Genomic DNA, 13,960 nt, shown 5'->3' with positions numbered 1-13,960 from the left:
TATTTAGCAATTCGTACCTACGCTCTTCGCGGGGGATCCCGTTTTCAGGACGGTCGGGGGCTCGTCTCAGGGTACTCACGCAAGTGCGCAGGAGCTCGACATGAACCGGACAAAGTCATCAACGGCGTTCGCTGTATCAGTACTGTTGTCTGCAATGGTGTTCCCCGTCCTCTCTCAAGCAGCCGACAAAACAGTCCCCAACATTGTGGTCATCATGGGTGACGATATTGGCTGGTCCAACATCGGTGTGTACAACCAGGGCATGATGGCCGGTCGAACACCCAACCTCGACCAGCTCGCGGCCGAAGGCATGCGTTTCACCGACTACTACGCCGAGGCCAGTTGCACCGCAGGGCGGGCCAACTTCATTACCGGCGAACTGCCGATCCGTACCGGGATGACCACTGTCGGGCAGGCCGGTTCTCCCATTGGTATTCCCGCCGAAGCTGTCACCATCGCCACCACACTCAAGTCCATGGGTTACGCCACCGGTCAGTTCGGCAAGAACCACTTGGGTGACTTGAACGAATTCCTGCCGACCGTGCATGGTTTCGATGAGTTCTTCGGTTATCTCTATCACCTCGACGCCATGGAAGATCCGGCGCACCCCAATTATCCGCAAGATCTTCTACCCACCGTCGGCCCGCGGAACATGGTTCACAGCTGGGCCACGACGACTGACGATACGACCGTGATGCCGCGCTGGGGCAAGGTCGGCAAACAGAAAATCGAAGACGCCGGAACACTCTATCCGGAGCGGATGAAAACCGTCGACGACGAGATTCGCGACAAAGCTTTCACCTTCATCGACAAGGCCAAGCAGGACAACAAACCGTTCTTCCTGTGGCTCAATCCGACCCGCATGCACATCGTCACGCACCTGTCCGACAAGTACGAAGCCATGCGCAACGCGCAAAATGGCTGGTCGGAGCAGGAAGCCGGCATGGCGCAGCTCGACGACATCGTCGGCGACGTGATGGCCAAGCTGAAAAAAGACGGCATGGATGACAACACCATTGTGTTGTTCACCACTGACAATGGCGCGGAAAACTTCACCTGGCCGGATGGCGGCACCACGCCATTTGCCATGGGTAAAGGTACGGTAATGGAAGGTGGTTTCCGGGTGCCGGCGATCGTTCGTTGGCCGGGCAAAGTACCGGCAAACACGGTGGCCAATGGCATCATGTCCGGAATGGACTGGTTCCCGACCTTCGTCGCGGCGGCCGGCAACCCGAACATCAGCGCCGAACTGCTCAAGGGTAAACAACTGGGCGATACCACTTACAAAGTGCACCTGGACGGCTATGACCAAACACCGATGATCACTGGCAAAGGTCCGTCGAATCGCCATGAGATCTTCTACTTCGGCGAGAGCACGCTGGGCGCAATCCGTATCGATGACTTCAAGTACCGCTTCATTGACCAGCCTGGTGGCTGGCTAGGGGCGAAAACCACGCTGGACATGCCGATCCTGACCAACCTGCGCCTCGACCCGTTCGAACGCGCCGGATGGCCGCAAAACATGGCGGCCAATGGCTCGCTGGAGTATTTCGAGTGGTTCAAATTCCAGTTCTGGCGATTTGTGTTTGTGCAGCAGCAGGTGGTCAAACTGGCTGAAACAGCGGTTGAGTTCCCGCCCATGCAAAAAGGCGCGAGCTTCAACCTCGAAGCAGTCAAAGCCAGGATCGAAGCGGCCCGGGCGGCCATGGGCAAGTAAGCAGTTGAATTCGCGGGTGGCTAGCGCTCGCCACCCGCATTCATGACGGACATTTGCTGAGGTGACCCATGCAAATAAAAACATCCGCCCTGCCCGCCATTGCCCTGTGTGCACTGTGCAGTCAGCAAGCTTACGCCGGCGGCATCATGCTCTATGAAATCGGCACCGATAACGCCGGTTTGGCCAATGCCGGTGCCGCCGCCCGTGCTCAAGGCCCCTCGACCATTGCCAGTAACCCGGCGGGCATGAGTTATCTGCCCGGCACACAGATCACCGGTGGTTTGCAGATTCTCTACGGCGACCTGAGTTTCGATCGTGACTCAAATACCAACGGCACCGGCACTGGCAGCGGTAACGCCCTCGACCCGATTCCCGGGGGTGGCTTCTTCGTCAGCCATCAATTCGACGACTACTGGAGCATTGGTTTCGGCCAGTACGCTGACTTTGGCCTGGCGGCCAATTACGACAACGACTGGTCCGGGCGCTACTTCGCCCAAAACGCCAGCCTCGCCGGTTTGTCGTTTGTGCCCAGCGTGGCTTACCGCGTCAACGAGCAATGGTCGCTGGGCTTCGGCGTGAAAGCCATGTACGGCATGCTGCAAGCCCAAACCGCGATAGACCGCGAGCCTTTCGGCTTCACCGACCGCAGCGACGGCCAGTTCAAGTACAAAGACAACGATTGGGGTTTTGGCGCGAACGTGGGGGTGATCTATGCCCCGCAACCTGGCACCCGGATAGGCCTGGCCTACACCAGCAAGGTCGATCTGGACTTCGAGGACGGGCTTGACGTCAAAGGCAACGGACCCGTGCTGGAGCGCCTGGACGGCCTGAACACCCAACTCGACATGACGGTGCCGCAAACTGCAACGCTAAGTCTGTTCCAGCAACTCGACCCGCAATGGGCCTTGCTGGCCTCGGTCAACTGGCAGGACTGGTCAGAGTTTGGCGATATCTCGGTGCAAGTCGACACGACAGCGTTGGGCGCAAAAGCGACTACAGTCGACGCCCATTTCAAAGACACTTGGCAACTGGCACTCGGCGCGCAGTATCAGGCCACACCGCACCTGCTGTGGAACGTCGGTGTGGCGTATGACAGCAGCGCCGTTTCGGATGGCAACCGAACGTTTACCGTGCCCATGGGCGAATCCTGGCGCGTTGCAACGGGAGCCACCTATGCGCTGAACAAAGTCACCGACATCAACGTGAGCTGGGCCATGGTCTGGCTCGGCGACATGCCGGTGGACCAGACCAAATCCACGTCAGGCACGAGAACTTCCGGTCAGTTCGACAATGCCTGGATTCAAGCAGTGACCGGCAACATGACCTGGCGTTTCTGATGCCCTACGACCGAAAAACCGACTTGATCCATGGAGCACACACCACAATGAACCTGTCCCGAAAACTGTTTATCGGCGCTGCGCTGTCCAGCCTGCTGCTCGGCGGTTGCACCTCGAAAGTCACCGAGCGTGAGCAGTACTCCGGCTATCTGTCCAACTACAACAACTTGCAGCAGGTCACCACCACCAGCGGCGACACAGCCATGCGCTGGGTGAGCCCGTCCTGGAATCCAGATGCCTATAACACCGTGGCCTTCAACAAGCTGGAGCTCTACCCGGCGCCACAGCCCAACGAGCGGGTCAATCGGCAAACCCTGGACGAGTTGCAAAACTACATGACCAGCAAGGCCCAAGGTGTACTGGGCCAGAAATACCGGGTGGTGCCGAGCGCAAAATCAGCGCCGGCCGGTTCAAAAACGCTGATCATGCGCGCGGCGATCACCGGGGTGAATGCCGAGAACGAAGGTATGAAGTGGTATGAAGTGATTCCGGTCGCCGCCGTCGTGGGCGGTGTTTCCGCCGCCACTGGCCACCGCGATCAAGACACCACACTGTTCATCGAGGCCGAGTTCATCGACGCGAGCAACAATCAGACGGTAGCCAAAGTCGTGCGCAAGGTATTCGGCAGCACACTGGAAAACGCTAGCCAGAAAATCACCGCTAACGATTTCAAATCGGCAATCAATAAACTGACCAGCGATTTGCAGGCGTTCATCCGGTAAGAACAAACAGACTGTGCTACTCCGATAATGCTGCGCAACATTTGTAGAGGTCACCCGAGCGAACCAATGCCAGTACCACTCAGTGATGACCAACCTCTAATGGTGCAAACTGGCCTTACAGCTTGAACTGCGCGACCAGGTCCTTGAAGGAGATGGCCAGCCGTGCCAGTTCCTGGCTGGAAGCGCTGGTCTGGTTGGCACCTGCTGCACTCTGGGTCGAGTGGTCCTGGATGTTCAGCAGGTTGCGGTCCACTTCGCGGGCAACCTGAGCCTGCTCTTCGGACGCCGAGGCGATCACCCGATTGCGCTCGTTGATGGTGACGACCATGTCGGTAATCTTCTCCAGCGCCGTCCCGGCACGCCGGGCCTGTTCCTGGGTGCTGGTGGCCAGCGACAGGCTCTTGCCCATGGCGATGACGGCCCCGTTGGCGCCCGATTGCACAGTATTGATCATGCCTTCGATTTCGACAGTCGAGGCCTGGGTGCGATGGGCCAGTGCGCGCACTTCATCGGCCACCACGCAAACCCGCGCCCCTGCTCGCCGGCACGGGCGGCTTCGATGGCCGCGTTGAGCGCCAACAGGTTGGTCTGTTCGGCGATGCTGCGGATCACGTCCAGTACCTTGCTGACTTTCCGGATGTGCCCGGCCAGTTCGGTCACTGTCTCGGTCGACCCGGTAATCTGTTGCACCATGGTGCTGATGCCCTTGAGCGTATGGTCGACCTGAGCACGTCCATCGACCGCGTCTTCGGTCGCGGTTTTAGAGGCATCGGAGGTCGAGACCGCGTTACGTGCCACTTCCTCGACCACCGCGGTCATTTGATTGACCGCGGTCGCCGCCTGCTGGATTTCGTCATTCTGTCGTGTCAGGCCACGGGTGCTTTCCTCGGTGACCGCGTTCAGCTCTTCGGCGGCCGAGGCCAACTGATCCGAGGCCTTGGCGATCTCCTCGATAGTCTGTTTCAAACCGCCTTGCATATCCGCCAAGGCATTGAGCAGTTGCCCCGCTTCATCGCCACGGGCAGTGGAAATACGCTGAGTCAGATCGCCCGCGGCAATGCGCTGGGCACTCGCGACCGCCACTGCCAATGGGCGAGTGATCATGCGGGTAACCAGCATGCCCAGGACAGCGGCCACCACAAAGGCGATCACGATCCCGACCGACAGCATCAGCGTTGAGCTGACGTTGAGTGCTTGCGCACCCTCGGCACCCTGTTTGATCTGCCGATCGATCGACTGGAGCATGCCGTGCAGGCACTCGCGGGCCTCTCTGAATTCATCCAGGGATAGCGCGTTCAAGCGAGTGCGTGCCCGGGCAATATCGCCAGCGTTCAACAGTTCCAGGATCTGCCGGGTCGCGGCCACATAAGCAGGCCACAGGGCTTCGTACCGGTCCCCCGCCACCCGCTCGTCCTCCTCCAGCGGCGTGCCGCGGTAGGTTGCGAAGGCTTGTTCCGCCCGTGCCTGCTCCGTCGCCAGAGTCTGCTGAATACGTGCCTTGTCCGCTTCAGACATGCCACTGGCCTCAGAGTCGAGCAACCGGTACAGCAGGCGGTTATGCGCGGTCAGACTGGCCAGGGTCTCGTTGGTGTTGCCCACCGAGACCAGACTGTTGGAAAAGGTCAACGACAGCGCAGTGGCCAAACGGCTGATCCCGACCATTCCCAACCCACCCACGGCCAAGGTGATCAGGGCGCAGATGACGAACGCGGTCAGCAGCTTGGTCGAAAACTTGGACGTGTTCAGAATGTTCATGCGACGAACTCGATGGGTTAGCCATTATTATTGTTTGAGGTGTACAGCTGACAGCCCCCACCAAGCTGCGCAGGCATCGGGCTTGACGGGATTGCGCTGCACGACTTCGGTGAGACAGCCAGTATCGTCAAGCACCAGTCGACTGCGTCTCATTGAACGTCAGCGAGGTGGCATTTGATGACAAAGGGCTGGGCTTTCTCGAGAAGTTCACAGGGTGCACTGCCGGTCCTGACTTCCAGTGAGTACTGCGTCGTCGTGCGCAGTACCCCGGACAGGCAACAGCCCTACGGGGCTGCTGCCTGCTCGCCAGCCTGGTGAAGCAGGATTGCGAAGTTGCGATGAGGCTTAGGCGGCCTTGAAGCAGTACGCGGCCAGCTTGTTACCGTCCAGATCCCGGGCATAGGCGGCATACGCATCAGGTGCCCAGCCTCGAGGCCCGGGTGTGCCTTCGCAGGTGCCGCCGCAGGCCAGAGCCGCCGCGTGAAAGGCATCGATTGCAGCGCGATCCGGCGCTTCAAAGCTGACAGTGACCCCGTTGCCGACGCTGGCTGGAGCGCCGTTTGCCGGTTTCAATACGAAGAAGGACGGGGCACTCTCACCCCAGATCGATCCATTCTCATTCAGATCCGCGATGCGTTTGAGGCCGAGTGCGCCGAGTACATTGTCGTAAAAACTGCGGGCCTTTTGCAGATCGTTGGTACCGACGGTGACGTGAGTGAAGATGCTCATATTGATGCTCTCTTGGATACAAGGATGGGTATTGCAATTGGACCGTACGCTGCTCGATTGACGATGTACGCCGGGGCGGTTCTATCAGTGTTAAAAGTGAATGACGGTGCGTATGCTCTTGCCTTCATGCATCAAATCGAAGGCCTTGTTGATGTCTTCAAGCCCCATGGTATGGGTGATGAAGGTGCTTAGCGGGATTTCACCGGTTTTAGCCTTCTCGACATAAGAAGGTAATTCGCTGCGACCTTTGACTCCGCCGAAAGCGGAGCCGCGCCAGACACGGCCGGTCACCAGCTGGAACGGTCGGGTACTGATTTCCTGGCCGGCACCCGCGACTCCGATGATCACCGACTCGCCCCACCCCTTATGGCAACACTCCAAAGCTGCACGCATGAGATTGACGTTACCGATGCATTCGAAGGAGTAGTCCACGCCACCCTCGGTCATCTCGACGATCACCTCCTGGATGGGCTGTCGTAATCCTTGGGGTTGATGCAGTCAGTGGCGCCCAATTGCCGGGCGATCTCGAACTTGGCCGGGTTGATATCGATCGCGATGATTCGACCCGCCTTGGCCATGGTGGCGCCGATGATCGCGGCCAGGCCGATACCGCCCAGGCCGAAAATGGCCACGGTGGCGCCCTCCTCCACCTTGGCCGTGTTGAGTACCGCACCAATGCCGGTGGTCACGCCGCAACCGAGCAGGCAGACCTTGTCCAGCGGCGCATCCTTGGGGATTTTCGCCAGGGAAATGTCCGGCAGCACGGTGTACTCGGAAAAGGTCGAGGTGCCCATGTAATGGAATATGGGTTGGCCCTTGTAGGAAAAGCGACTGGTGCCATCCGGCATCAGGCCCTTGCCTTGAGTGGCACGGATCTTCTGACAAAGGTTGGTCTTGCCGGATGTACAGAATTTGCATTCGCCGCATTCAGGGGTGTACAGCGGGATCACATGATCGCCCACTGCGAGGGAAGTCACCCCCTCGCCGATAGCCACGACGATACCGCCGCCTTCATGACCGAGAATGACCGGAAAGATACCTTCCGGGTCGGCACCGGACAGCGTAAAGGCATCGGTATGGCAGACACCGGTTGCGATGATCCGCACCAGCACTTCCCCGGCCTGTGGGGGTGCCACATCGACTTCGACAATTTGCAGGGGCTGATTGGCCGCGAACGCGACAGCCGCCCGTGATTTGATCTTATTCATAAAATTCCGCACGCAAAAAAGGCTGCCTCTAGATAGAAGCAAAGAAAAATCAGGAGTGATTTCTGTGTTGAGAAGGCGTTACCGCTGTTGGGCGTCCTTGCCCCGATTGCCGATTAAAGCGCTGCCTGGATTTTGTTGGCGACGGCTTCATCCACCCAGTTGCGCCACACCTCCGGGTGTTCCTTGAGGAAAATCCTGGCCAGCTTGGGCGATTCGATGCGTTCCCTGGTCATCCTCGCCAGGTTCTGATTCAACAGCTCGATGGGAATATTGACCTTCTCCAGCACTGCACTCAGCTCGGGGGCCTGCTCATGGAAGGCTTTGGAAATACCGACTTTGGTCACCACGGTTTTGTCGACACCCGGTTTTTCTTCCAGCCGTATCGCATCGATCTGTCCCATCAGCGGCGTCGGTGACCAGTAGTAGAACAGCACCGGTTCACCGCGCTTGTAGCTGGACAGTACCGCGGCATCCAATGCAGCGCCTGTTCCCGGGCGGAAGTTGGTGAAGGTGTTTTCCAGACCGTAGTCTTTCAACATCTCAGTGTTTTCCTGTTCACAAATCCAACCCGCAGGACAGTTGTAGAAGCGGCCCTTGGACGGCTCTTCCGCGTCTCGAAAGACCTCAGGGTATTTGCTCAGGTCAGCGACCGTTTTGAGGTCCGGCGCCCGGGCCGGCTTGTTACGTTTTGCGTCCCCCTCGACCACATAACGCGGCACGTACCAGCCCTGGACGGCACCCATGATCGGTGAGCCAATCGCAACGACCTTTCCGGCTGCCGCAGCCTTTTTCCAGACTTCGCTACGCTCCATCCACTCTTCGCCGAATACCTGGATGTCGTTGCTGGCCAGAGCGGTCTCGAGAATGATGGTATTGCCGACCAACTGGTCGGTTGCACAGCCGTATCCTTCCTTGAGCACAATCATCATGATGTCGGTGAGCAGCATCCCGCTTTCCCAGTTCAGGCCGGCAAACTTTACCGGCTTGCCCGAATCACACCACCCTGAAGCCTGGCTTGAAGCACTGGCAGCGAGTACGCCAAGTGTGAGTAACGAGGCCAGCAAGTTCTTCCTGTATTTCATGATCAGACGCTCCGAAATTATTGTTGGGGGCAGCGAGCTGTCGCGTGCTGCACAGGCGGCAAACGAAACCCACGGATCGAACGTGGACAAGTGCCTGTGCAAACACGTGGAGCGAAGAAGTGTCGAGTGCTTTTATTGTGAGTGGCGCTGATCCTGAACCAAATGCTCTACCGATGTACGTCCGTAAAACAATTTACGCGCATAGTCGCTGAATTCGACATTGGGCTGATCCACGTAAGCCAATACCGCGTTGAGCCTGAGCGTGTCCCCTGCCACCGGCGTCACCCGATGCAGTGAATAGCGGCCACGAAACAAAGTCAGGGTGCCGGGCACCTGAGGCAGCACCTCTATCTTCTGAGTGGCGGGGTTATCGAGGAATTGCCTGACCGCGTCATGGCAATCGTCGTGCTCGTTACGCAGCATGCGTACATACTCGAAATCCCCACCGGCACTCGCGGCCTGAAGTGACAGCGTCACGCTGAAGTCGGATCGATCGAAGTGCCACCCCAACTGTTGCCCTGCCGTAAAGCCCTGCAGGTTAAGCGCCGCCAACGGATCTGCATGGCGATAGAGCACGTCCAGATTCAATACATCTCGAATGAAAGACAGTACTTCGTCCGATTGGTAAATCTGCCTGATCAGATTGTCCGCCGGGATATCGGCGTAAGCGACCGTGTCTTTCTCGGTGTTCATCAACCGGCGCAGTGGATGCTCTGGATCGACGCTTTCGTCCTGAGGCTTGAAGTACACCGTGTGGTTTTCGCGGAAATGGAACATGCGTGGGTGCAGTGCAAGGGTTTGATCCGCCATCGTGCCGACCACTTCATCGCGGACGAACCCCGGGAAGATCGCAACGCCTTCCTCGCCGAGCAACGATTGACTTCGAGTGACCAGGTCCAGATACGCCGGGTCGGTTCGATCGGTGATGGGATAACGCTCAAGGTCGACGATATCGCCCAGAGTGACTGCAGGTGTGAAGGCAAGCTTTGTCATGTTTGTTGTTCTCCGATGGCGGTTGCTGAAACCAGATTGCACCGGAGCAAAAAACAAGTCACGCTCATAATATTACGCAAATTTGTGAATTATTTTCAGGTCGCTCCCCCTATGAGACTCACTCTGGATCACCTTGTGATGCTGAAAACCCTGTCGGAAGTCGATTCAGTGACAGCCGTTGCCGAGCGCTTATGGCTGACCCCCTCTGCCGTCAGTCACCGCATACGCGAGGCGGAACGGCGGCTAGGTGTGAGCCTGACCGAAAGATCGGCAGGAAAATTAAGACTCAGCCCTGCTGGCGTGCGCCTGGAACGAGCCGCCAAGGACATCATCGCGATACTCAATGAAGCCGAGTCTGAAGCGAGGTCCATGGCCGGAGGCGTTACGGCTTTTGTTCGTATGGGGGTCACCTCCTACGGCCCGTTTCGCTGGATTCCAAAATTCATCAAGCATTACTCAAGCCTGCGGCCGGATATTGAGATCACCCTGGTGACCGTGCCTCGCGATGACGTCTACGCGAGCCTGATGCAAGGACGGATTGACGTGTCCATCATTGATGACGGCATGGTGCCGAGTGGTGTAGCAAAACTGCCCCTTTTTCGGGACGATTTGATTGCGATCATGGCCACCGACCATCCCCTTGCGGGAAGGAAAAATATTTACGCCGAAGACTTCAAGACCTACAACCTGGTGACGTACTCGACCGATCGCGCGAGTGGCTGGGAATACGATCGGTTCTTCGCCCCCGCCAGCATCTTGCCGCGCCGCATGATCACGGTGGAATTGATCGAAGCCATCGTCGAACTCGTGCGCTCGGGCTACGGAATCAGCATATTGCAACGCGACCTGGTGACCCCCAGCCTCGAGCGCGGGGAGCTTGCGTGGGCCGCCCTGAATGACGGCCTCGACATCGCCTGGAACGCCATTGTTCGTCCCTCGGAACGGGAGGACAGTGAGGTCAATAAAATGGTTACCGAGCTGAGTGCCTGGATCAAGACACATCAGCCCAACCGGGACGGCTGACGCCTACCAGAGCGAATAGGTGTAATTGACGTAAAAACGGGTCTGGTCCTGATCCTGGGCCGTCGTTGTGGGGAGCTGGGTGCGATAGTTTGCGCGCCGCAGAGAAACGCCCAAGCCTTTGAGTGAACCGTTCTGGATGGCGTAGTCCAATCGATAGTCGCTCTCCCATTCGCTGTAGCGTCCGGTCGTTGCATTGCCGATGCCACGGATATCCTGACCTTTGACGTAGGTCCATTGAGCTTTAAGCCCAGGCACACCCAGACCGGCAAAGTCGTATCGATAGAGCCCAAAACTGGAGTTTTCACCCGCACGGGTAAAGTTGTTGATCATGATATCCGTGTAAAGGTAGACGCTGGCGCCTCCTTCGCCTTCCGGGCGCCCACGACCATCAACCAGGCTGCCGTTGGTGACATAGGGCATCCCCCCGCTATCACTGACACGTTGATGACCGAGGGTCAGTGAATGGCCGCCCAGTGAGTAAGTAAAAGCAGCCGACCACGTGTTGTTATTGACCTCACCTAGAGCGCCAGCGTTATAGCCATTTTTGTACTGGTAATCAGTGTTACTCCCGTTTTCCCCATCTGAATGGCTGTTGAAGTAGCGCAGATCAGTTTTCAAGGACTGTTCAGGTGATATCTGAACATCATGGGTCAATCCCAGAAAAGTCTGGCCGTAGTAATCTTCCAGTTGCGCATAATAATACTGAAGCGTCAGGTCCTTCGTGGCTTTCCAGTCAGCCCCCACGAAACGGAACGCGTCGGCCCCCTTGCGCCCACCTGCGGAAATGCCGGCCCAGTTACTTGAGGCTCGACCGATGGCGCGGTTCAGTTGACCTGCCGTGTAAGTGACGCTTTCAAACTCTCTGGAAGTCAGTACTGCACCTTGAAAGGATTGTGGAAGCAGGCGCGAATCATTTGCTACCAGGATCGGCAGGTTGGGTGCTAACGCAGTGCCTGCCTTCAATTCGGTTTTGGACAGCTTGATTTTGCCATTGGCACCCAGGCGGCTCCAGTTATCAACCGGTGTGCCGTCTGTATCAACGGGGGTGATGGTATTGCTGGTCGATGCGCTGTGAGGAGAAATCCCACCGCCCAGGTTCACGCCCAACAACCCTTGGGTGTCGAGCCCGAACCCAATCAAACCTTGCGTGTAACCAGAGGTGAAATCAAATTTCAGACCAGTTGCCGACTGCCGTTGATCCACCCCGTTTGGCCCGCGCTGATCCCCTTCAAAATATAACGAGCGTGAACTGACAGAGGCTTTGCTGTCCTCTGAAAAACTGGAGGAATAGGCCTGCTGGTAGAATGTGGCCACGGCCAGGCCGAGCGCTAATTTGCCCTTATTCATCGATGCTCTTCCAATGTTGAAGTCAGGCAGCCGTGCAAGTCCGCGAAACTCGCGAACGCCCGCCCAACTCAAATAACAGGAACACTTCGCACATAGCGCAGTGACGTTTTTATTTTTATAGTGTTGCCCATGAATGGCTCAGGACAGTCGAGCAAGATCTTTTGATAGATGATTGCAGATCTTTTTATTGCTGATTACATAATGGCCGACGTCGCAACAAAATGGCCAGGAGCCACTTCCAGGTAACTCATCTGTGGCGCTTGATAATTGATATCGTAAATTCGGCTAGGCACGGTTTCCTCCATCAGACTGAATGGCTTCCTGGGCACGTCCAGATCAGCCGAGGGCACTGCGCTCAATAACTTTTGCGTGTAGGCGTGGTGCGGGTTTTCGAAGACCGAACGCCGTGGGCCGATTTCAACGATGCGACCATGGTACATCACACCCACCCGGTGGCTGACGCGCTCGACCACTGCCAGGTCATGGGAGATAAACAGGAATGAGATGCCCATATCCCGCTGCAGATCTTGCAGCAGATTGATCACTTGAGCCTGAATGGAGACGTCCAGCGCAGAGACCGCTTCATCCGCAATGATAAGTTTTGGCGAGAGTGTCAGTGCACGGGCGATACAGATTCGTTGCCGCTGTCCTCCTGAAAACTCATGTGGATAGCGTTGTGCATGTTCCGCAGAAAGCCCCACTCGCTCCAACAGGTTACGCACTTGCTTGCGCGCTTCGGCGCCCCGGGCAATGTTATGCACATACAGCGGTTCTAACAGGCTGTCCTCGATGGTGAGGCGCGGGTTCAGAGACGCATAGGGGTCTTGAAAGACCATTTGGATGTCTCGGCGCAAGCGCTTCAAACCGCTCTTGTTCAACGTTCCCAGGTGCTTGCCGCCAAAGACGATATCCCCTCCCTGGATTGGCATAAGGCCGGCAATCGCCCGAGCGCTGGTTGATTTACCGCAGCCTGACTCACCGACCAGCGCCAGTGTTTCACCCGGATAGATGTCAAAGTCGATGGCCTCGACGGCATGCACACGACGCCTGACTTTGCCGAAAATGCCGCCCTTGAGGTCGTACCGGATCGATAACGACTTGACGCTGAGGATCGGCGAATTTTCGTAGTCGGGAACAACGCCCCGGGCGAGCCCGGATTGCGAAGAAGGCTCATCAGCCTTATCGTCGATCAGCGGAAATTTTGCCGGCAGGCACGTGCCGCGCATCGAGCCGATCTTGGGCACTGCGGCAAGCAGTGCACGTGTATAGGGTTGTTGGGGCGCCTGTAACACAGCCTTCACAGTACCCTGCTCGACGGTCTCGCCTTTTTTCATCACCATCACGTGGTCGGCTACCTCGGCCACGACCCCCATATCGTGGGTGATGAAGATCACGCCCATGGCCAGGCTGCTTTGCAACTCTTTGATGATGCGCAGGATCTGCGCCTGGACAGTGACGTCCAGCGCGGTCGTCGGCTCGTCGGCGATGAGCAATGTAGGCTCACAGACCAGCGACATGGCGATCATGATGCGTTGGCGCATCCCACCGGAAAGCTCGTGGGGGTATCGGTTCATGATCTGCTGCGCATCGGGAATGCGCACCAGGTCCAGCATGCGCAACGCCTGGGCTTGCGCTGCAGCACCATTGCAGCGCTTATGCAGAATAATGGCCTCGGTGAGTTGCGAGCTGATCTTGAACACCGGATTCAGCGAGGTCATGGGTTCCTGGAAGATCATCGACATCGACGACCCTCTGAGATTACGCATGACCGACTCGGGCGCTGCTACCAGATCGACAATCTCGTTGCTCCTGGTTTGCAGCTGCATCGACCCGGAGACAATGCGTCCGCCGGCTCGTTTGATCAGGCCCATCATCGCCATCGAGGTCACGGATTTTCCAGAGCCGGACTCGCCAACGATCGCCAGCGTCTGACCGCGCATGACCTCGAAGGAAACATCCCGCACCACGGTCGATTCGCTCTCTCTGGCGCCGAACGCCACACTCAGGTTTTGAACCCGGGCTACCAAATTCTCGTTCATGGAAAGCT

9 protein-coding genes and 3 pseudogenes are annotated in these 13,960 nt (G+C 57.6%); 4 read left to right on the top strand and 8 right to left on the bottom strand.

The features are described from left to right. Positions 1–100 precede the first annotated feature (100 nt). The 3 genes from BZ163_RS12675 to BZ163_RS12665 all read left to right on the top strand — a co-directional run bounded on the left by BZ163_RS12675 (position 101) and on the right by BZ163_RS12665 (position 3,776). A complete protein-coding gene (locus BZ163_RS12675; protein ID WP_128871195.1) occupies positions 101–1,717 on the top strand; it encodes an arylsulfatase in 1,617 nt (538 codons plus the stop codon). Between the two features lie 68 nt (positions 1,718–1,785). After that, entirely contained in the window at positions 1,786–3,054 is a 1,269-nt protein-coding gene (locus BZ163_RS12670; RefSeq protein WP_128871194.1) for an OmpP1/FadL family transporter, read from the top strand. Positions 3,055–3,101: 47 nt separating this feature from the next. Further along, positions 3,102–3,776, top strand: a complete 675-nt coding sequence (locus tag BZ163_RS12665) for a DUF3313 domain-containing protein (protein ID WP_128871193.1) — start codon at positions 3,102–3,104, stop codon at positions 3,774–3,776. A gap of 115 nt (positions 3,777–3,891) precedes the next feature. Here the strand turns inward: BZ163_RS12665 and BZ163_RS36380 are convergent. The 6 genes and pseudogenes from BZ163_RS36380 to BZ163_RS12640 form a co-directional block, all read right to left on the bottom strand. Further along, a pseudogene (locus BZ163_RS36380) lies at positions 3,892–4,490 on the bottom strand (methyl-accepting chemotaxis protein); the annotation flags it as partial. 306 nt (positions 4,491–4,796) lie between these two features. Next, a pseudogene (locus BZ163_RS36375) lies at positions 4,797–5,531 on the bottom strand (MCP four helix bundle domain-containing protein); the annotation flags it as partial. 345 nt (positions 5,532–5,876) lie between these two features. After that, entirely contained in the window at positions 5,877–6,260 is a 384-nt protein-coding gene (locus tag BZ163_RS12655; protein ID WP_128871192.1) for a VOC family protein, read from the bottom strand. Between the two features lie 90 nt (positions 6,261–6,350). Further along, positions 6,351–7,468: pseudogene (locus BZ163_RS12650) on the bottom strand (S-(hydroxymethyl)glutathione dehydrogenase/class III alcohol dehydrogenase). Between the two features lie 113 nt (positions 7,469–7,581). Beyond that, positions 7,582–8,550: a glycine betaine ABC transporter substrate-binding protein gene (locus tag BZ163_RS12645; protein ID WP_128871191.1), complete on the bottom strand. Its 969-nt coding sequence runs from the start codon at positions 8,548–8,550 to the stop codon at positions 7,582–7,584. A 132-nt stretch (positions 8,551–8,682) separates the two neighbouring features. Then, on the bottom strand, positions 8,683–9,543 hold the full coding sequence (locus tag BZ163_RS12640) for a hypothetical protein (RefSeq protein ID WP_128871190.1): 861 nt from the start codon (positions 9,541–9,543) through the stop codon (positions 8,683–8,685). Between the two features lie 111 nt (positions 9,544–9,654). Here BZ163_RS12640 and BZ163_RS12635 point away from each other — a divergent pair, with 111 nt between their 5' ends. Then, positions 9,655–10,566, top strand: a complete 912-nt coding sequence (locus BZ163_RS12635) for a LysR family transcriptional regulator (protein ID WP_128871189.1) — start codon at positions 9,655–9,657, stop codon at positions 10,564–10,566. 3 nt (positions 10,567–10,569) lie between these two features. On the opposite strand, the gene BZ163_RS12630 is transcribed toward BZ163_RS12635, so the two are convergent. Then, a complete protein-coding gene (locus tag BZ163_RS12630) occupies positions 10,570–11,913 on the bottom strand; it encodes an OprD family outer membrane porin (protein WP_128871188.1) in 1,344 nt (447 codons plus the stop codon). Positions 11,914–12,107: 194 nt separating this feature from the next. Then, positions 12,108–13,952, bottom strand: a complete 1,845-nt coding sequence (locus BZ163_RS12625; protein ID WP_128871187.1) for a dipeptide ABC transporter ATP-binding protein — start codon at positions 13,950–13,952, stop codon at positions 12,108–12,110. Positions 13,953–13,960: the final 8 nt, after the last annotated feature.

The sequence above is a fragment of the Pseudomonas sp. VI4.1 genome, assembly GCF_002029345.1.
Lineage (GTDB): Bacteria > Pseudomonadota > Gammaproteobacteria > Pseudomonadales > Pseudomonadaceae > Aquipseudomonas.
The sequence above is the reverse complement of the archived record's forward strand: the minus strand, read 5'-3'. Positions and strand labels throughout refer to the sequence as shown.